This is a genomic window from Solwaraspora sp. WMMD1047 (assembly GCF_029626155.1).
Taxonomy (GTDB): Bacteria; Actinomycetota; Actinomycetes; order Mycobacteriales; family Micromonosporaceae; genus WMMD1047.
Map to the genome: position 1 here is coordinate 5,049,939 of NZ_JARUBL010000001.1, position 21,883 is coordinate 5,071,821.

General features: G+C 74.2%; 22 protein-coding genes. 3 read left to right on the top strand and 19 right to left on the bottom strand.

Features of this window, described 5'->3' with window-relative positions; genetic code table 11:
* The first annotated feature begins 7 nt into the window (after window positions 1-7).
* Both O7627_RS22805 and O7627_RS22810 read left to right on the top strand, forming a co-directional pair.
* A complete protein-coding gene (locus tag O7627_RS22805; protein WP_278095536.1) occupies window positions 8-1,033 on the top strand; it encodes an ATP-binding cassette domain-containing protein in 1,026 nt (341 codons plus the stop codon).
* On the top strand, window positions 1,030-1,866 hold the full coding sequence (locus O7627_RS22810) for a hypothetical protein (RefSeq protein ID WP_278095537.1): 837 nt from the start codon (window positions 1,030-1,032) through the stop codon (window positions 1,864-1,866). The genes O7627_RS22805 and O7627_RS22810 overlap by 4 nt, the downstream gene beginning before the upstream one ends.
* Window positions 1,867-1,878: 12 nt before the next feature.
* Here the strand turns inward: O7627_RS22810 and priA are convergent, their stop codons facing one another.
* Genes priA through hisD form a run of 7 tightly spaced genes read right to left on the bottom strand, consistent with a single transcriptional unit; the run spans window position 1,879 to window position 6,894 of the window.
* Window positions 1,879-2,604 (bottom strand): bifunctional 1-(5-phosphoribosyl)-5-((5-phosphoribosylamino)methylideneamino)imidazole-4-carboxamide isomerase/phosphoribosylanthranilate isomerase PriA, encoded by a 726-nt coding sequence (gene priA / locus O7627_RS22815; protein ID WP_278095538.1) that lies wholly within the window; start codon window positions 2,602-2,604, stop codon window positions 1,879-1,881.
* Between the two features lie 25 nt (window positions 2,605-2,629).
* The gene (locus O7627_RS22820; protein WP_278095539.1) at window positions 2,630-2,959 is read right to left on the bottom strand and encodes a hypothetical protein; all 330 of its coding nucleotides are present in this window, start codon (window positions 2,957-2,959) and stop codon (window positions 2,630-2,632) included.
* Complete coding sequence (gene hisH / locus O7627_RS22825; RefSeq protein ID WP_278095540.1) at window positions 2,956-3,597, bottom strand: imidazole glycerol phosphate synthase subunit HisH; 642 nt, start codon at window positions 3,595-3,597, stop codon at window positions 2,956-2,958. The genes O7627_RS22820 and hisH overlap by 4 nt, the downstream gene beginning before the upstream one ends.
* Window positions 3,597-3,767: a hypothetical protein gene (locus tag O7627_RS22830; protein ID WP_278095541.1), complete on the bottom strand. Its 171-nt coding sequence runs from the start codon at window positions 3,765-3,767 to the stop codon at window positions 3,597-3,599. Before O7627_RS22830 ends, hisH begins: the two co-directional genes overlap by 1 nt.
* Window positions 3,768-4,394 (bottom strand): imidazoleglycerol-phosphate dehydratase HisB, encoded by a 627-nt coding sequence (hisB, locus tag O7627_RS22835; RefSeq protein ID WP_278095542.1) that lies wholly within the window; start codon window positions 4,392-4,394, stop codon window positions 3,768-3,770. It abuts the gene before it with no gap.
* The gene (locus O7627_RS22840; protein WP_278098383.1) at window positions 4,391-5,515 is read right to left on the bottom strand and encodes a histidinol-phosphate transaminase; all 1,125 of its coding nucleotides are present in this window, start codon (window positions 5,513-5,515) and stop codon (window positions 4,391-4,393) included. Before O7627_RS22840 ends, hisB begins: the two co-directional genes overlap by 4 nt.
* Before the next feature lie 47 nt (window positions 5,516-5,562).
* Window positions 5,563-6,894, bottom strand: coding sequence for a histidinol dehydrogenase (gene hisD / locus O7627_RS22845; RefSeq protein WP_278095543.1), 1,332 nt, complete (start codon window positions 6,892-6,894; stop codon window positions 5,563-5,565).
* Between the two features lie 187 nt (window positions 6,895-7,081).
* On the opposite strand from hisD, the gene O7627_RS22850 reads away from it, so the two are divergent.
* The gene (locus tag O7627_RS22850) at window positions 7,082-7,960 is read left to right on the top strand and encodes an LON peptidase substrate-binding domain-containing protein (RefSeq protein WP_347404668.1); all 879 of its coding nucleotides are present in this window, start codon (window positions 7,082-7,084) and stop codon (window positions 7,958-7,960) included.
* Here O7627_RS22850 and O7627_RS22855 read toward each other — a convergent pair.
* The 12 genes from O7627_RS22855 to O7627_RS22910 all read right to left on the bottom strand — a co-directional run bounded on the left by O7627_RS22855 (window position 7,875) and on the right by O7627_RS22910 (window position 21,865).
* Window positions 7,875-8,864, bottom strand: coding sequence for a DUF2567 domain-containing protein (locus O7627_RS22855; RefSeq protein WP_278095544.1), 990 nt, complete (start codon window positions 8,862-8,864; stop codon window positions 7,875-7,877). The two genes, O7627_RS22850 and O7627_RS22855, sit on opposite strands and share 86 nt — an antisense overlap.
* Before the next feature lie 181 nt (window positions 8,865-9,045).
* The gene (gene dnaE, locus O7627_RS22860) at window positions 9,046-12,582 is read right to left on the bottom strand and encodes a DNA polymerase III subunit alpha (protein ID WP_278095545.1); all 3,537 of its coding nucleotides are present in this window, start codon (window positions 12,580-12,582) and stop codon (window positions 9,046-9,048) included.
* Window positions 12,583-12,669: 87 nt separating this feature from the next.
* Window positions 12,670-14,313: an AAA family ATPase gene (locus O7627_RS22865; RefSeq protein WP_278095546.1), complete on the bottom strand. Its 1,644-nt coding sequence runs from the start codon at window positions 14,311-14,313 to the stop codon at window positions 12,670-12,672.
* A 164-nt stretch (window positions 14,314-14,477) separates the two neighbouring features.
* Window positions 14,478-15,524: a hypothetical protein gene (locus O7627_RS22870; RefSeq protein WP_278095547.1), complete on the bottom strand. Its 1,047-nt coding sequence runs from the start codon at window positions 15,522-15,524 to the stop codon at window positions 14,478-14,480.
* Between the two features lie 49 nt (window positions 15,525-15,573).
* Window positions 15,574-16,533, bottom strand: coding sequence for an RluA family pseudouridine synthase (locus O7627_RS22875; protein ID WP_278095548.1), 960 nt, complete (start codon window positions 16,531-16,533; stop codon window positions 15,574-15,576).
* Window positions 16,530-17,138 (bottom strand): signal peptidase II, encoded by a 609-nt coding sequence (gene lspA, locus O7627_RS22880; RefSeq protein ID WP_278095549.1) that lies wholly within the window; start codon window positions 17,136-17,138, stop codon window positions 16,530-16,532. Before lspA ends, O7627_RS22875 begins: the two co-directional genes overlap by 4 nt.
* A 39-nt stretch (window positions 17,139-17,177) precedes the next feature.
* Window positions 17,178-17,597, bottom strand: a complete 420-nt coding sequence (locus O7627_RS22885) for a TraR/DksA C4-type zinc finger protein (RefSeq protein ID WP_278095550.1) — start codon at window positions 17,595-17,597, stop codon at window positions 17,178-17,180.
* A 301-nt stretch (window positions 17,598-17,898) separates the two neighbouring features.
* A complete protein-coding gene (locus tag O7627_RS22890) occupies window positions 17,899-19,401 on the bottom strand; it encodes a potassium/proton antiporter (protein WP_278095551.1) in 1,503 nt (500 codons plus the stop codon).
* Window positions 19,402-19,423: 22 nt separating this feature from the next.
* A complete protein-coding gene (locus O7627_RS22895; protein WP_278095552.1) occupies window positions 19,424-19,756 on the bottom strand; it encodes a DUF167 domain-containing protein in 333 nt (110 codons plus the stop codon).
* A 69-nt stretch (window positions 19,757-19,825) separates the two neighbouring features.
* Complete coding sequence (locus O7627_RS22900; RefSeq protein WP_278098385.1) at window positions 19,826-20,479, bottom strand: hypothetical protein; 654 nt, start codon at window positions 20,477-20,479, stop codon at window positions 19,826-19,828.
* Between the two features lie 230 nt (window positions 20,480-20,709).
* Complete coding sequence (locus O7627_RS22905; protein WP_278095553.1) at window positions 20,710-21,513, bottom strand: DivIVA domain-containing protein; 804 nt, start codon at window positions 21,511-21,513, stop codon at window positions 20,710-20,712.
* A 52-nt stretch (window positions 21,514-21,565) separates the two neighbouring features.
* Window positions 21,566-21,865 (bottom strand): YggT family protein, encoded by a 300-nt coding sequence (locus O7627_RS22910; protein WP_278095554.1) that lies wholly within the window; start codon window positions 21,863-21,865, stop codon window positions 21,566-21,568.
* Window positions 21,866-21,883: the final 18 nt, after the last annotated feature.

A 21,883-nucleotide genomic window follows, 5' to 3' on the forward strand; every position in this document is an offset into this window, starting at 1 on the left:
GGCACCGGTGACGTCGGGCTCCGGGCCGGTGATCGAGACCGACGGACTGAGCCGGTCGTACCCGCCGGACATCCGGGCGGTCGACGACCTGCGGTTGACCGTGCGTCCCGGGGAGGTCTACGGCTTCCTGGGCCGCAACGGCGCCGGCAAGACCACCACGATGCGGATGCTCGTCGGCCTGGTCCGGCCGACCGCCGGGACCGGGCGGGTGCTCGGCCGCCCGCTCGGCGACCCGGCCGCGTTGGCCCGGGTGGGCAGTCTGATCGAGGCGCCGGCCTTCCAGCCGCACCTGTCCGGGCTGGACAATCTCCGGCTGCTCGCTCGCTATCTGGGGGTGGGCGACCCGGCGGCCCGGGCCGCGCTGGACCAGGTCGACCTGGCCGGCCGGGCCGCGCACCGCTACCGCACCTACTCGCTCGGCATGAAGCAGCGGCTCGGGGTGGCGGCGGCCCTGCTCGACGACCCGGAACTGCTGATTCTCGACGAGCCGACGAACGGGCTGGACCCGGCCGGGATGGCGGCGATGCGGGACCTGTTCCGGTCGTTGGCCGGGCGCGGCCGGACGGTGCTGCTCTCCAGCCATCTGCTCGGCGAGGTGGCGCAGGTCTGCGACCGGATCGGGATCATCCACGCCGGCCGGCTGGTCGTCGAGGGCGACCTGGCCGAGGTCCAGGCCCGGCTGGGCGGGCCGGGCACCGTGTCGGTCCGGGTGCGGCCGGTCGAGGCGGCGCTGGCCAGGTTGCGGGAACTACCCGGGGTACGGGTCCTGCGGGTCGACGGCGAGCTGGTCGAACTCGGCGGCGGCACCGCCGCGCCGCTCGCGGCCGACGCCGCCGATCAGTCGGACCGCGTCGCCGGGCCGGAGCTGGCGGCGGAGATCAACGAGGCGCTGGTGCTGGCCGGGGTGCGGGTGAGTGAGTTGAGCTGGGCGCGCCACACCCTGGAGGAGGTCTTCCTCGATCTCACCACCGAATCCCCCGATCCCCCGCGACAACTGTGGGCGCCGGGTGAGCCGCAGGAGGTTCGGCGATGACGGTACGCAGCCTGCGGGCGGAGCTCTTCGCCTTGCGCCGCCGCCCGGCGGTGTGGATCGTCGCCGCCGGCTGGACGGTCCAGATCATCTGTTTCGTCTACCTGATCACCTACCTGGTCTACCGGGCGGTGGCGGCGCAGCCGGAGGGCTCCGGCTCGGATTCGGGGCCGATCCTGGCCGATCTGCTGCCGGCCAGCGCGGACCACACGATCGTCGGGGCGCTGCCGATCTGGGGCGGCCCGGTGATGCTGGTCCTCGGCGCCCTGATCGCCGGCGGCGACCAGCGCTGGGGCACCCTGCGCACGGTGCTGGCCCGGTTCGCCGACCGGACGTCCTTTCTGCTCGGCCGGTTCCTCGCGCTGGCGCTCCTGCTGCTGGCGCTCTCGGTGCTCACGCTCGCGGTCAGCGCCGCGAGCAGCGTCGCCGTCGCGCTGGTGGAGGGGGCGGCGATCCGCTGGCCCGGCCCGGACCGGTTCCTGCTCGCGCTGGGCTCGATCTGGCTGATCTGCACCGCCTGGGGCATGGTCGGCTTCGTCCTCGCCCTGGCCACCCGCAGCCTGACCGCCGCCGTCGGCGCCGGGCTGCTCTGGACCCTGCTGGTGGAGAACGCGGTGACCGGCCTCGGCGGGCTGGTGCCGCTGCTCGGCGCGGTCCGGACGGTCCAGCTCAGCACCAGCTCCGGGTCGGTGGCGGCGGCGCTGGGCGCCAGCGGCGACGGTTTCGGGGTGGCCGCGGTCACCAGCGGCCCGGTCGCCGCCGGGGTGCTGGCCGGCTACGTGGTGCTGGCGCTGCTCGCCGCGCTCGTCATCTTCCGCCGCCGCGACCTGGCCTGAGCACGCCCCGGGCTACGGGTTGGCCAGCACCGCCAGCGCCTCGGCCACCGTGAAGGCGCCGGCGTAGAGCGCCTTGCCGGCGATCACACCCTCCACGCCGATCGACTCCAGCGCGGTCAGCGCCCGCAGGTCGTCCAGGGTGGAGACGCCGCCGGAGGCGATGACCGGCGCGTCGGTGCGGGCGCAGACCTCCCGGAGCAGGTCCAGGTTGGGGCCGCGCATGGTGCCGTCCTTGGTGATGTCGGTGACCACGTACCGCGCCGCGCCCGCCTTCTCCAGCCGCTCCAGCACCTCGTACAGGTCGCCGCCGTCGCGGGTCCAGCCCCGGGCGGAGAGGGTACGGCCGCGTACGTCCAGGCCGATCGCCACCCGGTCGCCGTACTCGCCGAGCACCCGGTCGCACCAGACCGGGTCCTCCAGCGCGGCGGTGCCGATGTTGACCCGGGCCGCCCCGGTGCCCAACGCGGCCCGCAGCGACTCGTCGTCGCGGATGCCGCCGGACAGCTCCACGGCGACGTCGAGCCGGCGTACCACGTCGGCGAGCAGGTGGGCGTTGGAGCCCCGCCCGAAGGCCGCGTCGAGGTCGACCAGGTGGATCCAGGTCGCCCCGTCGGACTGCCAGGCCAGCGCGGCCTCCAGCGGGTCGCCGTAGGTGGTTTCACTGCCGGCCGCCCCCTGCACGAGGCGCACCGCCTGACCGTCGGCGACGTCGACGGCCGGAAGCAGGGTCAGGCTCACAACGGGTCTCCTTGCATGTGGACGGTCAGATCCGCCGGCCGAGGGCGATCACCACGGCCGCCGGCAGGGCGAGGATCAGCAACACGATCAGCACCAGGCGCAGCGCGAGGTTGTCCACGAGCGCCCAGATCGCCGCCACCGCGAGCAGCGACAGCACGACGACACCGGCCCGCTCGGCCCGGCTGCGCCGCACGAAGAGCCGGCCGGTACGGCGGCGGTCCGGCAGCCGGGGGGTGAGCCGGCGCAGCAGCGTGCGGCGCCGCTGCCGCCGAGCCACCGCCCTGGCCCGGCGGGCCCGCTCGGCCTCGGCCTGGGCCTGCCGGGCGGCCCGGCGCCGGGCCCGCTCCTTGCTCACAGCGTGCCGAGCCAGTTGCGCAGCAGCCCGGCGCCGGTGTCGCCGGACTTCTCCGGGTGGAACTGCGCGGCCGACAGCGGTCCCCGCTCGACCGCGGCGACGAACGGCGTCTCGTGGGTGCAGGTGGTGACCAGGGCACCCGCGTCGGCCAGTCCGGCGGCGTCACCGGCGGCGTACGAGTGGACGAAGTAGAACCGGCTGTCCGCCGGCAGGCCCGCGAAGAGGCCGGAGCCGGCCGGTGGCCGTACCGTGTTCCAGCCCATGTGCGGGATGCGGCGGGCCGCCAGCCGGGTCACCCCGCCCGGCAGCAGGCCGAGCCCCTTGCTGACCACGCCGTGCTCCTCGCCGTACTCGAAGAGGATCTGCATGCCGACGCAGATGCCCAGCACCGGCCGGCCGGCGGCCACCCGGTCGGCGATGACCGGCCCGGCGCGCAGCTCGTCGATGCCGGCCATGCAGGCCGCGTACGCCCCGACGCCCGGCACCACCAGACCGTCGGCGGTCGCGGCGGCGGCCAGGTCGGCGGTGACGGTGACCTCGGCGCCGGCCCGTTCCAGCGCCCGCTCGGCCGAGCGGAGGTTGCCCGAGCCGTAGTCGAGCACCACCACCGTCGGCCGGCGGCCGGCTGCGGCGGCCATCAGTTGTCCCCGGGGAGCAGCCAGAAGACGCCGCCGGCGGCGCTGAGCAGGGCCAGCGCCCCGACCACGCCGAGCATCGCCCGGGGTGCCCCCTGCCGGGCCAGCGACCAGGCGCCGCCGACCAACACGCCGGCCAGCGCGAACAGCGCGATCGGCAGCACGGTGCCCATCTACAGCACGCCCTTGGTGCTGGGCACGGCGCCGCTGTTGCGCGGGTCGATCGAGGTGGCCTCGCGCAGCGCCCGGGACACGGCCTTGAACTGGGCCTCCACCACGTGGTGGGCGTCCGGTTGGGCGCCGGGCCGGCCCTCGCGCAGCACGGTCACGTGCATGGTCAACCGGGCCGCCTGCCCGAACGACTCCCAGACGTGCCGGGTGAGGCTGGTCGGGTAGACCGGGCCGGCGTTGCCGAAGATGTACGGCGCCAGCGTCGCCGGTTCGTCGTGCACCACGTACGGCCGGCCGGACAGGTCGATGGCGGCCCGGACCAGCACCTCGTCCATCGGTACCGTCGCCGAGCCGTACCGGCGGATGCCGGCCTTGTCGCCGAGCGCGGAGTCGAAGGCCGCGCCCAGCGCCAGCGCGGTGTCCTCGATGGTGTGGTGGGCGTCGATCTCCAGGTCGCCGATGGTGCGCACGGTCAGGTCGTAGCCGCCGTGCCGGGCGATCTGGTTGAGCATGTGGTCGAAGAACCCGACGCCGGTGCCGATCTCGGCCTTGCCGGTGCCGTCCAGGTCCAGCTCGACGACGACCTTCGTCTCGTTGGTGATCCGCTCGATCCGGGCGGTTCTGCTCACTGTCCGACCTTTCTGCTGGGCGCGGTGACGTGCCGCACGGCCTCCAGCGCGGTGAGGAACGCGTCGGTCTCCGCCGGGGTGCCGGCGGTGACCCGCAGCCAGCCGGGCAGCCCGACGTCGCGGACCAGCACCCCGTGCGCCAGCAACGCCTGCCACACCGCCCGCTGGTCGCCGCCGGGCGCGAACCCGGCGACGGAGAAGAGTACGAAGTTGGCGTCGCTGGCCGCCACCGTGATCCCGCGGCCGGTCAGCTCGGCGACGATCCGGTCCCGCTGCTGCTTGATCGCCGCGACCGTGCCGAGCAGCACGTCGCGGTGGGCCAGCGCCGCCCGGGCGGCGGCCTGGGTGAGCGCGGAGAGGTGGTATGGCAGCCGGACGAGCTGGACGGCGTCCACCACCGCGGGGTGGGCGGCCAGGTAGCCGAGTCGTCCCCCGGCGAAGCCGAACGCCTTGCTCATCGTCCGGGTCACCACCAGCCGGGGATGCCCGGGCAGCAGCGCGAGCGCGGTCGGGGTGCCGGGCCGGGCGAATTCCGCGTACGCCTCGTCGACGATCACCATGCCGGGCGCGGCGGCCAGCACGGCGTCGACCACGGCCGGGTCCAGGGCGGTCCCGGTCGGGTTGTTCGGCGAGCAGAGGAAGACCAGGTCCGGCCGGTGTTCGCGGACCTGGGCCACGGCGTCGTCGGCGGTCAGGCCGAACTCGGCGTCCCGCCGGCCGGCCACCCAGCCGGTTCCGGTGCCCAGCGCCAGCAGCGGATGCATCGAGTACGCCGGGGTGAACCCGAGCGCCACCCGGCCCGGCCCGCCGAACGCCTGCAGCAGTTGCTGCTGGACCTCGTTGGACCCGTTCGCCGCCCAGAGGTTCGCGGTGGTCAGCCCGTGCCCGAGGTAGTCGGCCAGGTCGGCGCGCAGCGCCACCGCGTCCCGGTCCGGGTAGCGGTTCAGGTCGCGCAGCTCGGCGGCGACCGCCTTGCCGATCGCGTCCACCACCGGCTCCGGCACCGGGTACGAGTTCTCGTTGGTGTTCAGCCGCACCGCGACGTCGAGTTGCGGCGCCCCGTACGGCCGCAGCCCGCGCAGATCGTCCCGGATCGGCAGGTCGTCCAGGCCGGTAGGGATCGGCAGATCCTGGGAGCCGGTAGGGATCGGCGGATCCTGGGCGCCGGTCACGACGGCACCTGGGCGGACGACCGGAACCGGGCCTGCACGGCCTGGCCGTGGCCGGGCAGGTCCTCCACGTTGGCCAGGGTGACGACGTGGTCGGCCACGTCGCGCAGGGCCGCCTCGTCGTACTCGACGATGTGGATGCCGCGCAGGAACGACTGCACGGACAGTCCGGAGGAGTGCCGGGCGCAGCCGCCGGTCGGCAGCACGTGGTTGGAGCCGGCGCAGTAGTCGCCGAGCGACACCGGCGCGTACGGGCCGACGAAGATGGCGCCGGCGTTGCGGACCCGCATCGCCCACTGCCGGGCGTCCCGGGTCTGGATCTCCAGGTGCTCGGCCGCGTACGCGTCGACCACCCGCAGACCGTGCGCCAGATCGTCGACGAGCACCGCGCCGCTCTGGTCGCCGGTCAGCGCGGCGGTGATCCGCTCGACGTGCTTGGTGGCGGCCACCTGCCGCGGCAGCTCCCGCTCGACCGCCTCGATCAGCTCCACCGAGGGGGTGACCAGCACGCTCGCCGCGAGCGGGTCGTGTTCGGCCTGGCTGATCAGGTCGGCGGCCACGTGCACCGGGTCGGCGGTGTCGTCGGCCAAGATGGCGATCTCGGTCGGCCCGGCCTCGGCGTCGATGCCGACCACCCCGCGCAGCAGCCGCTTGGCGGCGGTCACCCAGACGTTGCCGGGTCCGGTGATCATGTCGACCGGCTCGCACCGGTCGGTCCCGGCGGCGTCGGTGGCGGACCCGTAGCCGAGCATCGCCACCGCCTGGGCGCCGCCGACGGCGTAGACCTCCTCGACCCCGAGCAGCGCGCAGGCGGCCAGCACCCGGGCGTCGGGCAGCCCGCCGTTCTCCCGCTGGGGCGGGCTGGCCACCACCAGTGCCCGGACGCCGGCGACCTGGGCCGGGATCACGTTCATGACGACTGTCGACGGGTACATGGCCAGGCCGCCGGGGACGTAGAGACCGACCCGGTCGACCGGCACCCAGCGCTCGGTGACCGTGCCGCCCGGGACCACCTGGGTCGTGGTGTCGGTCCGGCGCTGGTCGGCGTGCACCCGGCGGGCCCGCTCCGCGCACTCGACGAGCGCCGCGCGGACCTCGGGTTCGAGTGCGGATTCGGCCGCCGCGATCGCCTCGGCGGGCACCCGGACCCGGTCCAGGCTGATCCCGTCGAAGCGTTCGGTCGCCTCCCGGATCGCCGGGTACCCATGCGCGCGGACCGCCTCGACGATCGGGCGGATCTTCTCCACCGCCACCGAGACGTCCAGCTGGGCACGGGGCAGCAGGCCGTGTGGGTCACGCGCGCCGCCGCGCAGGTCGATCCGGTTCAGCACGCCTGCGAGTCTAGGCGGCCGCTGATGGTCGGGCCGAGGCCGTCCAGCGGGCGGGACGGTGAGCCCGGCCACGGGCGAACGCGGGCCGGCGCCGGGAGGGTCCGGGGGCGGGCGCCGAGGTGATCGCTCACCGGTAGCCGGCGGCTCCGCCGCCGGCCGGGCTGGCGTCGGAGGTTAGGCTCGACCGGTGAGTGCGCGGCTGCCGGTCTTCCCGCTCGGGACGGTGCTGTTTCCCGGCCTGGTGCTGCCGCTGCACATCTTCGAGGAGCGCTACCGGGCGCTGATCCGCCATCTGATCGGGCTGCCCGACGGCACCCCCCGCGAGTTCGGCGTGGTCGCGGTCCGCAGCGGGTGGTCGGCCGCCACCACCGCGGCCGGCCCCGGCGGCCAGCCCAGCTCGGTCGGCCCGATCGGCACCACCGGCACCATCGGCCCCAGCGGCCCCAGCGGCCCCAGCGGCCCGGCCGAGGCCGGTGGCCCGACCGGCTCGGGTGGCCCGACCGGCGGCGCCGGTCCCGGTGCCGGGGCGGGTGGCGGCGGGCCTTCGGGCGGGTACGGGACCGGGCCGGGCCGGGGCGGGGCGGTGCTGCACGAGGTGGGTTGCACGGCCGAGTTGCGCCAGGTGACCGAGTTACCGGACGGCCGGTTCGACGTGGTGACGGTGGGGCGGCGGCGGTTCCGGATCGTCGACGTGGCGGAGGGGTCCGAACCGTATCTGACCGCGGCGGTGGACTGGCTGCCCGAGCCGGCCGGTCGGGAGGACGTGGCCGACCTGCTCGCGCCCCGGGTGCTCGCGGTCTTCCGGCAGTACCTGGGGCTGATCCGGGACGATCCGGAGGAGATCTCCGAGCAGCTGCCTGACGATCCGACGGTGTTGTCGCACCTGGTGGCGGCGACCGCGGCGCTGAGCCTGGCGGACCGTCAACGGCTGCTGGCCACCCTGGACACGGCCGGTCGGCTCCGCGCCGAGCTGCGTCTGCTCACCCGCGAGGCGACTCTGTTGCGCCAGGTTCGGGCGGTGCCGGTGCCGCTGCCGGAGCTGGCCGTTCCGACGAGCCCCAACTGACCACCGGCGGCTCGCCGCCCCCGGCCGTCTGGTCGGCAGCAGGAACGTCGCTGGCGGTGCCCGGATCGGTGACGACGGCGGCTCCGTTCGCCTCAGCGACATCACCTGCGCCACCGGCACCGAACCCCCCGGCGGTTTCCACCGTTGCCGTTCCCGTTCCCGCCGGCGGTCCGCCGGGACCGGCGTCGTATCGCAGGTGGTCGGGCTCAGGTCGCAGCGAGGGGTGCCCCGACCAGCCCGCGAGCAGGGTGTACATGACCGCCACGCCGAATGCCGGCAGCAGCAGGTTGCCCTGGATCGTCGGGATCACCCCCAGCACCCACTCGAAGCCACCGGCCCGCAGGTCCGGCGGCCGGTTGAGAATGTCCCCGACCTGGGCGTCGGCGAGCAGCCGCTGGTACTCGGCGAGGCCGATCCGGCGCCCGACCTGCCAGGCGACCACCGCCGCGCCGAGCGCGCCGAGCACCGCGACGATCAGGCCGAAGGGCCCGCGCCGGCGGCGCAGCAGCAGCCAGACCGCGATCGCGGTCGCCACGCCGAAGCAGAGCCCGATAAGCGTGAACCAGCCGTCGGCGGCGATGAACTCCTCCGGCTGGGCCTGGGTCAGGACCGCCCCGTCCGCGGTTTTGCGGACCGGCACGGCCGGGGCGAGGGCCGCCCAGAGCAACCCGATCGGCAGTCCCAGCAGGGTGATCCCGGCGGCCGTCGCAACTCCGACAAGCGCCGCCAACCCGGGCCGTCGGCCACCGCCGACCGGCGGCCCGGCCGGGACCGGGCCGGCCGAAACCGGGCCGGCCGCCGTGGGGCCGGTCTGGGCGGCCGGCACGGTCGGGTCAGCCGGCAGCGACGTGCCGTCGCCGGCGTCTCCGGACGGCGGATGGGGTTCGGAAGTGGCCGGGCTCACCTGGTGATCCTCTCAGGCCGGACCGGCGATCCGGCCGGCGGACCCGGGATCGGTGGCCGCGGACCGGCGGATCGGGCGGCGGAGCCGCGATCGGTGGCCGCGGACCGGCGGCCGGGCGGCGGAGCCGCGATCCGGCCGGTTTCCCGGCCACCTGCCGGTCCGGCCGGGTGACCGCCGCTTCTCAGCCGGCCACCGCGCTGGGGCCGAGCAGCGCCTTGAGGTCGGCCATCAGCGCCGTGGTGGGCGCCACCCGCAGCGGTCCCAGCCGCAGCACCGTCGCCCGGGAACCGTTGACCAGCCGGACGTGCACCTCGGCCGACCCGGGATGGCTGGTCAGCACCTCCCGCAGCCGCTCCACCAGCGGCGGGGTGCAGCGGGCCGGCGGCAGCGCGAGGATGACGGGCTTCACCTCGTCGGCCGCGGTGATCTCCGGCACCGACAGGTCCATCGCCATCAGCCGGGGCTGGTCGTCGCGCCGGTCCACCCGGCCCTTCACCACGACGATGGCGTCCTCGGCGATGTACTGGCCGACGAGTTCGTAGGTGTTCGGGAAGAACAGCACCTCGACCGCGCCGCCCAGGTCCTCCAGGCTCGCCGACGCCCACGCCCGGCCCTGCTTGGTGATCCGCCGCTGCACCCCGGAGAGGATCCCCGCGAGGGTCACCACCTGGCCGTCGGGCACAGCCCCCTCCTCGCCGAGCGAGGCGATGGAGCGGTCGGCCGCCGCGGCGAGCACGTGCTCCACCCCGAACAGCGGGTGGTCGGAGACGTAGAGCCCGAGCATCTCCCGTTCGAAGGTGAGCAGGTCGGTCTTGTCCCACTCGGTGCTGGGAATCTGCGGGGTGACCACCATCGCGCCGCCGGGCGCGCCGTCGCCGGCGCCGAACGCGTCGCCGAACAGGTCGTACTGGCCGACCGCCTCGTTGCGCTTGATGTCGAGGAAGGAGTCGATCGCGTCGGCGTGCACGGCGAGCAGCCCCTTGCGGGTGTGCCCGAGCGAGTCGAAGGCGCCCGCCTTGATCAGCGATTCGACGGTGCGCTTGTTGCAGGCGACGGCGTCGACCTTGCGCAGGTAGTCGTAGAAGTCGGTGTAGGCGCCCTTCTCCCGGCGGTTGCGCCGGATGGACTCCACCACGTTGACGCCGACGTTGCGGACCGCGGCGAGGCCGAACCGGATGTTCTCGCCGACCGCGGCGAACCGGGCGTTGGACTCGTTCACGTCCGGCGGCAGGACCTTGATCCTCATCCGCCGGCACTCGGCCAGGTAGACGGCGGCCTTGTCCTTGTCGTCGCCGACGCTGGTGAGCAGGGCGGCCATGTACTCGGCCGGGTAGTTGGCCTTGAGGTACGCGGTCCAGTACGAGACCAGCCCGTACCCGGCGGTGTGTGCCTTGTTGAAGGCGTAGTCGGAGAACGGGACCAGGATGTCCCAGAGCGTCTTGATCGCCTCCGGGGAGTAGCCGTTGTCCCGCATGCCCTGCGAGAACGGCACGTACTCCTTGTCCAGGATCTCCTTCTTCTTCTTGCCCATCGCCCGGCGCAGCAGGTCGGCGGCGCCGAGGGTGTAGCCGGCGAGCTGCTGGGCGATCGCCATCACCTGCTCCTGGTAGACGATCAACCCGTAGGTGTCGCCCAGGATCTCGGCGAGCGGCTCGGCCAGCTCCGGGTGGATCGGCACCACCGGCTTGCGGTTGTTCTTGCGGTCGGCGTACTCGTTGTGGGCGTTGGCGCCCATCGGACCCGGCCGGTAGAGGGCGAGCACCGCCGAGATGTCCTCGAAGTTGTCCGGCACCATCGAGCGCAGCAGCGACCGCATCGGCCCGCCGTCGAGCTGGAACACCCCGAGCGTGTCGCCCCGGGCCAGCAGCTCGTAGGTGGGTTTGTCGTCCAGCGGCAGCTCCTCCAGGACCATGTCCAGGCCCCGGTTCTCCTTGATCGACTCGACGCAGTCGTCCATCACGGTGAGGTTGCGCAGGCCCAGGAAGTCCATCTTGAGCAGGCCGATGGTCTCGCAGGCGCCCATGTCCCACTGGGTGATGATGGCGCCGTCCTGCTCGCGCTTCTGGATCGGCAGCACGTCCATCAGCGGGTCCCGGGACAGGATCACCCCGGCGGCGTGCACCCCCCACTGCCGCTTGAGCCCCTCCAGCCCCTTGGCCGTGTCGACGATCTTCTTGACCTCGGCGTCGGACTCGTAGAGCTGGCGGAACTCCACCGCCTCCGGGTAGCGCGGGTGCTTCGGGTCGAAGATGCCGCCGAGCGGGATGTCCTTGCCCATCACCGGCGGCGGCATCGCCTTGGTGATCCGGTCGCCCATCGCGAACGGGTAGCCGAGCACCCGGGCGGCGTCCTTCACCGCCGCCTTCGCCTTGATCGTGCCGTAGGTGATGATCTGGGCGACCCGCTCCTCGCCGTACCGCTCGGTCGCGTACCGGATCATGTCGCCGCGCCGACGCTCGTCGAAGTCCATGTCGATGTCGGGCATCGAGACGCGGTCGGGGTTGAGGAACCGTTCGAAGAGCAGGCCGTGCGGGATCGGGTCCAGCTCGGTGATGCCCAGGGCGTACGCGATCAGGGCGCCGGCGGCCGACCCACGGCCCGGACCGACCCGGATGCCCTCCCGCTTGGCGTAGTCCACCAGGTCGGCGGTGACCAGGAAGTAGCCGGGGAAGCCCATCTTCAGGATCACGTCGAGCTCGTACTCGGCCTGCTTGCGGTGCCCCTCCGGCACGCCGCCGGGGAACCGCCGCTCCAGCCCGCGCAGCACCTCCTTGCGCAGGAAGGTCTCCTCGGTCTCGCCGGCCGGCACCGGGAACTGCGGCATCAGGTTGCGGGAGGCGAACAGCGCCGAGTAGTCGCCGATCTTCTCGGCGATCTCCAGGGTGTTGTCGCAGGCGCCCGGCACCTCCGCGTCCCACAGCGCCCGCATCTCGGCCGGCGACTTGAGGTAGAAGTCCCGGGCGTCGAACTTGAACCGCTTCGGGTCGGCCATCGTCGACCCGGACTGCACGCAGAGCAGCACCTCGTGCGCGTCGGCATCCCGGTCGTAGGTGTAGTGCAGGTCGTTGGTGGCCACCGGCTTGAGGTTGAGCCGCTTGCCGAGCCGGATCAGGTCCTGCCGGACCCGGGTCTCGATGTCCAGACCGTGGTCCATCAGCTCCAGGTAGTAGTTGTCCGCACCGAAGATGTCCCGGAACTCGGCCGCCGACTCGCACGCCTTGTCGAAGTTGCCGATCCGCAGCCAGGTCTGCACCTCGCCGGAGGGGCAGCCGGTGGTGGCGATGATCCCCTTGCCGTACTCGTGCAGCAGTTCGCGGTCCGCGCGCGGCTTGTAGAAGTACCCCTCCAGGCTGGCCCGCGACTGCATCCGGAACAGGTTGCGCAGCCCGTCACCGTCCGCGGCGAGCATGGTCAGGTGGGTGTACGCGCCACCGCCGGAGACGTCGTTCTCGCCGCCGTCGGCCCAGCGCACCCGGGTCCGGTCCCGCCGGTCGGTGCCCGGGGTGAGATACATCTCGCTGCCGATGATCGGCCGGATCCCGGCCGCGGTGGCCTGCTTGTAGAAGTCGTACGCCCCGAACAGGTTGCCGTGGTCGGTCATCGCCAGCGCGGGCATGCCGAGCCGGTTGGCCTCGGCGAACAGGTCCTTGAGTCGGGCCGCCCCGTCGAGCATCGAGTACTCGGTGTGTACGTGCAGGTGCACGAACGAGTCAGCCACGGATCCCCTCCACCTCTGCGCCACCCCCCGGCGCCGCTGGCAGCCTAGTCCTGAAGTGATCGGCCGGCCAGGCACCGGGCCGCGGGGTCAGCGGGCGAAGGGTTCGACCATCACCGATGCCGCCAGCAGCCACGCCTGCCGGGTCTCGTCCTGGAGCTGGTGGTACTCGATGGAGGAGCCGGTCTCCAGCGCGGCGTCGTACGGCACCACCGCCACCGCCCGGGTCCGGGTGGCGAAGTGCCGCTGCAGATCGTCCAGGAGCGGCGACCGGCCCGGAGTCGGGCAGGAGAGCAGGGTCACCGCGTTGTCGGCCAGCTCGCCCATCCCGACGTCGTGCAGCAGGTCGAGCATCCAGTCGGCGGTGAAGGCGGCGTCCTCGCGCGGCACCGTGGTGACGACCAGCTGGTCGGCGGCCTGCAGCACGGTCTGCCAGTTCGCGCTCTCCACGTTGTTGCCGGTGTCCACGCAGATCACGTCGTGGGTGCGGCGCAGCAGCTCCAGCACCCGGCGGACGGTGTGCTGGTCGAGCCGTTGGGCGAAGCGTGGGCTCTCCTCCCCGGCCAGCACGTCGTACGAGCCGTCGGAGGCGTGCCGCAGGTAGTCGTCGAGCCGGTCGGTCAGGTCGGCGCCGTGCCGGGACTCGACGTCCAGCAGGTCGGCGACCAGGTGCCGGATCGTCCGGGCGTGTCGGGCACTGCCGGCCCGCAGCCCGAGGGTGCCGCGCAGCTCGTTGTCGTCCCAGGCCAGCACGCCCCGGCCGCGCACGCTGCCGATGGTGGCAGCGCCGAGGACGGTCGCGGTGGTCTTGTGTACGCCCCCCTTGGGGTTGGCGAAGGCCAGCACCCGCGGGGTGCCGAGGTCGCGGCGCAGCACGCTCACCGCCCGCTCGACCTCGCTGTCGGTCCGGCTCTCCTGCCACTCCACCCGGGCCGGGTAGCCGGCCTCGCGGGTCACCCGGGCCCGCTCGGGGGCGGGCTGCGGCGGCACCGGAGGATGGCCGCGCCGGGCCGGCGGCAGCGGCGGGGCGGGCATCCGCTCCGGACCGGGATGCACCGGCGGCGGCGCGACCGGGGGGTGCGCGACCGGCGGCCCGGGTGGCGGGGGCGCGGGTGGCGGGACCGGCGGCGGCGCCACCACCGGGGGCGGCGCGACCGGGGCGGTGCGGTAGCCGTCGAGCAGCGCGTAGCGGGACTGCCGCGGCTCCGGCTGGTAACCGTTCTCCAGCAGCGCGTAGCGCGACTCGCCGGGCGGCGGGCCGGGGTCGGCACCGGGCCGCGGTGGCGGACCCGCCGGGTAGCCGGCACCGGCGGGGTAACCGGCCTCGGCCGGGTAACCGCCCTCGGCCGGCGACGCCTGTCCGGGGGCGGCCGGATAACCGGCCCGACGGGGTCGGATCGGCCGGGGCACCGGGGTGGACCCGGAATAGCCGGACCCGGGGCGCCCGGGGCCGGCACCGGGATGGTAGCCCGGCCCGGCACCGTAGTGCGGGTCGGCCGGCGGGCCGGGCCGGTAGCCCGGTTCGGGCTCGCCCGGAGCGCCGATGCTGGCCCGGCCCTGGGCGCCGTTGCCGGCGAGCCGGCCGGGCCGGTCGGCCTGACCGGCCTCGTCGCCACGCTCACCCTGGTCCGGGGAGTCGCCGGTGCGGCCAGCCAGCCGGGCCCGGTCGAGCAGAGCCCGCCAGCGGGGTGCTGATTCCGCCGGCCGGCCCCAGCCGGTCTCGGTGCCGTCCACGGCTCGCCCTCCCAGCGTTATCGGTCCCGCCCTGACAGGCTACGAAGCAAAACCTGTTCAGGCCACACCAGAGCACTCATCCCGCTGTCGTGACCCACTGCGCGGGATTTCCTTCCATCACCTCAACGCCCGGCTTTCCGTTCGCCGGCCACCCCGACCAGGGGCTACGGCACCGCCATCGGGCTGCTCTCCTCCACGTCGACCGGGGACGGCTCGGCGTCCGGGGCCGGGCTCGACGGGGACGGGTCCGTGCTCGGCGCCGCGCTCGGCTCCGGCGGGGAAGCCGGGTCGGTGGGCGGCGCGGTGACCGACGCCGACGGCGTGGCCGACAGCGGCGGCGGTTGCGCCGGTTGCACTGGTTGCGCCGGTACGCCGCCGGTGGCCGGCGCCGGCAACTGCGAGTCGGCCGGCGGCCGGACCACGTCGTGCTGGTCCGGCAGTGGCGGGGAGAAGACGGCCCGGTCCAACCGGGTCACCTCCGGGGCCGGGTCGACGGCCCGGACCTCGGACCGGCGGGCGATCCGGTCCAGGGTGGCCGCGTCGGCCCGCACCACCGCCGCGTAGAGGCAGGAGCAGCGGCTGCGGTAGCCGGTGGCCTCCGCGCTGGCCACCTCGGCGCCGCTGTCGTACCAGCGGCGCAGCCCGGCGGCCCGGTCTCCGCTGCCGGTGACCGCGGCGCTGCGTTGCCGGTAGTCCGCCACCTCGCGGTCCTTCTCCTCGGCCACCCGCAGCATCCCCTCGGTCACGTCACCGGGCAGCCGGGCGGCCGGGATCCGGACGATCTCCGTCTGGATCTGCGGCAGGGGAACCCGGGCGAAGACCTCCGTGACCTCGGCGCCGGCCAGCACCGGCGCGAGCCGGTCCGGGCCGAGGTAGGCGGCGAGCGCGACCAGCGCGTAGGTCCGGACGGCCGGGCCGGTCGCCGGTGCGGCCAGCAACTCGGCCAGTTCGCCCCGGGTCGACGCGACGTAGCCGGGGATCGACTGTCCCTCGACGACACCGATCCGGGTCACCTCGCCGACTGTCGGATCTCCGACCGGACGCCGTTCGGCGGCCCAGACGGCGGTCACCAGGACGGCGGCGGACGACAACAGGGCCACCCCGGTCAGCATCCGCAACCGGACCGGACCGTGCCCGAGCCGGGCCAGGCCGCGCCCCAACGGGGGCAGCAGCCGACGGTCCAGCTGTCGCAACAGGTCGCCGGCACGCACGTGGTGGCACTCCCCTGGTCGGGTGGTGGTCGGTAGGCCCGGCGCCCGCTCAGTCACGCAGGACGGCGAGTGCGTGCCTCAGATCGTCAGGGTAGTCGCTGACGAACCGAACCTCTTCGGCCGTACGGGGGTGTAGAAAGCCCAGTTCGTGGGCGTGCAGCCACTGACGGGTCAGCCCGAGCCGGGCGGCGAGCGTGGGATCCGCGCCATATGTGAGGTCGCCCACGCAGGGGTGCCGCAGGGCGGACATGTGCACCCGGATCTGGTGGGTGCGGCCGGTCTCCAGCCGGACGTCGAGCAGGCTCGCCGCGGGGAACGCCTCGAGCGTGTCGTAGTGGGTCACGCTGGGCTTGCCGTCGGCCATCACCGCCCACCGGTAGTCGTGCACCGGGTGTCGGTCGATCGGCGCGTCGATGGTGCCGCGCAGCGGGTCGGGATGGCCCTGCACGACCGCGTGGTAGCGCTTCTCCACCTCGCGCGCCTTGAAGGCCCGCTTCAGGTGGCTGTACGCCTGCTCGCTCTTGGCCACCACCATCACCCCCGAGGTGCCGACGTCGAGCCGGTGCACCACGCCCTGCCGTTCGGCGGCGCCGCTGGTGGCGATGGTGTGCCCGATCGCGGCGAGGCCGCCGATCACGGTCGGTCCGGTCCACCCTGGACTGGGGTGGGCGGCGACACCGACCGGCTTGTCGACCACGACGATGTCGTCGTCGGCGTAGACGACCCGCAGACCGGCGACGGCCTGCGGGACGACGGTCACCGCCGCCGGCGGAGCGGGCAGCGTGACCTCCAGCCAGGAGCCGGCCGCGACCCGTTCGGACTTCGGCCGGGCGGTCCCGTCGACGAGGGCGTCACCGGCCTCGACGAGTGCCGCCGCGGCGGTCCGGGAGAGCCCGAACAGCCGGGACACCGCCTGGTCCAGGCGCATCCCGTCGAGTCCGTCCGGCACCGGCAGGGAACGCGTGTCACCGACTGGCCGGAGCTGCCCCGGACTGGTCGGCGGGTTCATCGGCCGCTCCGATCCGGGTCGGAACCGGTCGGGACCGCAGCGGGGGCGCCGCGACCGATCCGGGTGCCGTCGCGTTGACGGCCGGTCAGTTCCAGCAGCACGGCGAGCGACACCCCGGTGACCAGGGCGCTGTCGGCCAGGTTGAAGACCGGCCAGACCCGGCCGTACGGGTCGAAGAGGCTGATCATGTCGACCACGTGCCCGACGAAGGTGCCGGGGGCCCGGAAGATCCGGTCGACCAGATTGCCGAGCGCCCCGCCGAGGACCAGGCCGAGCGCGACCGCCCAGGGCAGCGACCGCAGCCGCAGCGCCAGCCAGCCGATCCAGCCGGCGACTCCGACGGTGACGATCGGGAAGATCCAGGTGTGGTCCCGGGCCAGGCTGAACGCCGCCCCGCTGTTGCGGGTGAGGTTCAGGTAGACGGCGCCGCCGAGCAGCTGCACCGGCTCGCGGTCGGACAGAGCCAGCACCGCGAGGTGCTTGGTGCCGAGGTCGGCGAGCACCGCGACGGCCGCGACGGCCAACAGGACGATGACCGGCCGCCGCCGACGCGGGCGCTCCGGCGGCCCGCCGGTGTCACCGGCGGCCGATGCTGCCCGCGTCATCTGCTCCTCATCGGTGTCCAGCGGTGGTCCCCCCGGCGGTCACCGTCGCTCTTCCAGTTGCTTGCAGGAGACGCAGAGGGTCGCGGACGGGAACGCGGCCAGCCGCTCCACCGGGATCGGGTTGCCGCACCGCTCGCACCAGCCGTAGCCGCCCTCGTCGAGCCGCTCCAGCGCCCGTTCCACCTGCGTGATCCGTTCCAGGATGCTGTTGGCGAGGGAGATTTCCTGCTCCCGCTCGCCGGTCTTGGTGCCGGTGTCGGCCTGGTCGTCGCCGGCCGAGTCGGTCAGCCGGTCCCGCTGCAGCTCGGTGATCTCGCTCAGCGTCTGATCGTACTCGGCCTTCAGTTCGTCCCGGCGGGCGGCCAGCGCGGCCCGGATCTTCTCCGTCTCCGCGGCACTGCGGGCGGCCTTCGCCGCCGGCTTGCGGCCGGCGGTCCTGGTCTCAGTTGGCTTCGCCATCGTCACTCCCTAGGCCGCGAGCCGCGGCGATCGACGGTGCCTGGACAGGATCCCCCAGCGCCACCATGGGTGGACCGGACGGCCGCGATCGGCCGTCCGCTCGACCCGGCGTGCGGCACCGCGACCGGTCCGGCGATGTGCGCCGATTCGGCCATGGCGTCCCCCACTTGCAAAACGGGCGCGCGGCGGGACGCCGCGCACTCCGGAGGTTGGCAAGAATACGGAACGTACAGACGTCCGACAACACGCCGCACCGCAGCGCGGCGGGACGGCCCGGCACAACCCGCATATGGTACATAGCTCACCCGCTGCGGTCCGCACCGCGTTCGCCGTACCAGCGGGCCAGCCGGCCCCGCCGGCTCACCGCCCGCAGCCGGCGCTCGGCGGCGTCCCGCACCCGGCCGGTGGCGACGATCAGCAGGTTGTCGCCGGTCCGCAACCGGGTGTCCGGGCCGGGCACGAACCCCTCCCCGTCCCGCAGCACGAGCGTGACCACGGCGCCGACCGGCAGCCGCAGCTCGTCGATGTGCACGCCCGCCAGCCGGGAACCCGCGGAGACCTCGATCTGCAGCAGATCGGCCTCCATCCGGTCCAGCGGTGCCGACTCCACCCGGATCTCGGTCGCCTCGGCCGGGGCGGTCACCCGCAGCCAGCGGGCCACCGGGGCGAGCGTCCCGGTCTGCGCCAACGTGAAGATCACCACGAGGACGAAGACCGCGTCGAACAGCCGGCTGGCGCCCGGCACCCCCTCGGAGAGCGGGATCGTGGCCAGCACGATCGGGACCGCGCCCCGCAGCCCGGCCCAGGACAGAAACGCCTGTTCCCGGGCCCGGATCCCGAACCCGGTCGCGGAGACCAGCACCGACAGCGGTCGGGCCAGCAGCACCAACGCCAGCCCGGCCAGCACCGCCGGCAGCAGCGCCTGGTCCAACCGGCTCGGCGAGACCAGCAGTCCGAGCAGGACGAACAGCCCGATCTGGGCGATCCAGGCAAGCCCGTCGGCGAAGCCGAGGATGGCCTGGCGGTGCGGCAGCCGGGCGTTGCCCAGCACGACTCCGGCGACGTAGACGGCGATGAACCCGGACGCGTGCGACACCGTGGCGGCGCCGTAGGCGAGCACGGTCAGCCCCACCGCGGCGATCGGGTAGAGCCCGGACGCCGGCAGGGCGGCCCGCGGCAGCGCCCACCGTCCACCCATCCCGACCAGGAAACCGAGCGCCGCGCCCGCCGTCAGCTCGTAGCCGACCACCAGCACTTCGAGCCACCACGGCCGGGCGCCGAACTCGGCCGCGGAGAGCAGGATCACCAGCAGCACCACCGGCGCGTCGTTCATCCCCGACTCGGCCTCCAGGGTGGCGACCAGCCGGGGCGGCAGGCGCATCCGGCGCAGCGTGGCGAAGACGGCGGCGGCGTCGGTCGACGACAGTACGGCGCCGTAGAGCAGCGCCAACCGCCAGTCCAGCCCGAGCAGCAGGTGCAGCAGCACGCCCACCACCGCGACGCTGACCAGCACCCCGACGGTCGCCAGCGCGCTGGCCACCCCGAGCACCGGACGCAGGGTGCTCCACCGGGCGGTCAACCCGCCCTCGGCGATGATCACGATGAGCGCGCAGAACCCGAGCGTGCGGGTCAGCTCGACGTCGTCGAAGCGGATGCCCAGGCCGGACTCGCCGATGGCGACCCCGAGCGCGAGATAGAACAGCAGGCTGGGCACCCCGAGCCGGGTGGAGAGCCGGACCGCGCCGACGGCGGCCAGCAGCACCGCGGCGCCGAGCAGCAGTGCGAGTTCGAGCCGATCACTCACGGACGTCCCGCGCGGGCGGCCCTCACCCGGGCGTCCCGTCCCGCAGCCGGTCGATCCGCTCCGACATCGTCGGCGTGCCGGCCGGGGTGGCCGGTCGGACCAGGAACAGCTTGTCGCGGCTCGCCGCCCCGGAGCGCAGCGTCACCGCCGCCGGGCGGACCCGCAGCGCGTCGGCGAGGGCCCGCCGAGCCGCCTCGGTGGCCCGGCCGTCGACCGGTGGGGCGTTGACGGAGATCACCAGGGCCGGTCCGAGCGGCCCGTCGTACCGGCCACCGACCCGGGTCCGCGAGGCGCCGGGACGGACCCGCACCGCGACGGTGACCGCGGTCGTCGCGTCGGGGTCCGGGCCGCGCATCAGCGTCGCTCGCCGCGCCGGACGGCGCCGGCGGGGCGGCCGTGCCGGGCGGCGCCGGCGGGGCGGTGCTCAGCCACCGGGGGTCTCGGCCAGCAGCGCGGTGGCCGGCGCGCACCGCGAACACGGGGTGAAGCCGAGCTCGACCGCCTCGCCGACCGGCAGCAGATCGGTCTCCCGGCCGCGCAGGTGGGGGCAGCCGGGCAGATGGAAGCGGGGTCGGCCGTCGACCACCATCACGTCGGCAGCGAGCTGGGCCAGCCGGGCCTCGTCGCCGGCTCCGAGGCGCTGGGCGGCGGGTTCGTCCGCAGGCTCGTCCGTGGACTCGTCGACGGTCGGGGCAGCCGGGCCGGTGGCGGCCGCGGGGTCGGCGGCTCCGGTCGGCGGTCGCCACATCTCGTCGGCGTCGGTGGCCCCTCCCTGGGCCGGCACCAGGACCTCGACCGGTTCGGCGTACGCCGTCGTGTCCGGGTGCCCGGACCGTCCGCCGTAGCCGGCCGGCTCGGCGTAGCTCTCCGACCCGGGGTAGCGCTCCGGCTCGGCGTACGTCTCGGAGCCGGCGTACGTCTCCGGCTCGGCGTAGCCGGTGGGGGTGGTCGCGTCGGGCCGCCACACCGGCTCACCGACCCGGGGGCCGGCCCCCCGGGCGGTCGCGTACCGGTTCCTGGCCGCGGCCCGCACGTGCGCCGCGTCGTCGAGGTCGTCGGCCCCGGCCCGCCCGGCCACCGCCTGCCTGGCCCCCACCACCAGCGCCACGGCCGCCAGCAGGCTGGCCGCGATGGAGCTGATCAGCAGCCCACTCGAACCGGTCGCCAACCCGAGCACGAGCAGGGTCACGGCGACGAGGATGAGCAGGAGACTTCCAACTATCACGGCCACCCCCGCCGCCTCGTTTTAGGTTTGTCAGCGCTCGCCGCCGTCGTGCCGGACCGCGGCGTGGTGCCGTCCGGCCGCGGTCAGCGGCCGGCTTCGAGGGCGCCGGAGCGGCTTCCGCCGTACGAGCTGGACAGGCCCGCCGCCGCCAGGCCCGCCGGGCCGCTGCCGGACCGGTTGCCTTCCGGCCGGACCAGCTCCGCCTCGATGCCCTGGCCGCGACCGTCGAGGTCACGCAGCTGGCTCTCCAGGTAGGCCTTGAGCCGGGTGCGGTACTCGCGCTCGAACTGCTTGAGCTCCTCGATGTGCTTCTGCAGCGCGGTGCGCTTGGCGTCCAGGCCGCCCATCGCCTCCTGGTGCCGCTGCCGGGCGTCGCGCTCCAGGGCGTCGGCCTTGGCCCGCGCCTCGCGGGTGACCTCCTCGGCCTTGGACCGGGCGTCGGAGAGCAGCTTGTCGGCCTCCCGCCGGGCGTCCGAGACGTGGTCGTCGGCGGTGCGCTGGGCCATCATCAGCACCCGCAGCGCCTGCTGCTCGCCGTCGGCGCCGGTGACCGGGCCGCCCTGCGAGCGGACCTGCTCCAGCTCGGCCTGCATCGCCCGGGCCGCCTGCTCGGCGGCCGCCTTGTCGCGCTGCACCCGGTCGAGCTGGGCCTTGACGTCGTTGAGCTCCGCGGCCAGTCGGGGGTCCGCCCCCGGGCCGGCCGGCGCGCCGCCCCGGCCGCCACGCTCCACCTGGGCGCGCAGCTCGTTGTTCTCCTCGATCAACCGGGCGAGCTCGCGCTCGACCTCGTCCAGGAAAGCGTCGACCTCCTCCTCGTCGTAGCCCCGCTTGCCGATCGGCGGCTTCTTGAAGGCGACGTTATGGACGTCGGCCGGGGTCAGCGGCATCGAAACTCCTCGGGTCAGTTGCGGCCGCGTAACGCGCTGGTCAGCAGGCTGCTCACCTGATGATCAACGGCCTTAACACGAACTCCATCAGCACGAACAGGATAACCAGGAGCACAAGGGAGGCCAGGTCGATGCTCACGGTACCAATTCGCAATGGAGGGATCACACGCCTCAACGCCTTGAGGGGCGGATCAGTGACGCTCCACACCGACTCAAGTCCTGCCGACGCCCCCCGGCCCGGCTGCCAGCGGCGCCCGTACTGCAGGACCGCACTTAGCACAAATCGGGCCAAAAGCACCAGGAGAAAGACGTAGAGGACCAGATAGAGGACTTGGAGCACGATCGACAACACGGCAGGCTGGATCCCTCG

Coding starts and splice junctions, on each gene's coding strand:
- O7627_RS22810 (WP_278095537.1), top strand. CDS start 1,030: ATGACGGTACGCAGCCTGCGGGCGGAGCTCTTCGCCTTGCGCCGCCGC.
- hisH (WP_278095540.1), bottom strand. CDS start 3,597: ATGGCCGCCGCAGCCGGCCGCCGGCCGACGGTGGTGGTGCTCGACTAC.
- O7627_RS22830 (WP_278095541.1), bottom strand. CDS start 3,767: ATGGGCACCGTGCTGCCGATCGCGCTGTTCGCGCTGGCCGGCGTGTTG.
- O7627_RS22875 (WP_278095548.1), bottom strand. CDS start 16,533: ATGAACCCGCCGACCAGTCCGGGGCAGCTCCGGCCAGTCGGTGACACG.
- lspA (WP_278095549.1), bottom strand. CDS start 17,138: ATGACGCGGGCAGCATCGGCCGCCGGTGACACCGGCGGGCCGCCGGAG.
- O7627_RS22885 (WP_278095550.1), bottom strand. CDS start 17,597: ATGGCGAAGCCAACTGAGACCAGGACCGCCGGCCGCAAGCCGGCGGCG.
- O7627_RS22895 (WP_278095552.1), bottom strand. CDS start 19,756: ATGCGCGGCCCGGACCCCGACGCGACGACCGCGGTCACCGTCGCGGTG.
- O7627_RS22905 (WP_278095553.1), bottom strand. CDS start 21,513: ATGCCGCTGACCCCGGCCGACGTCCATAACGTCGCCTTCAAGAAGCCG.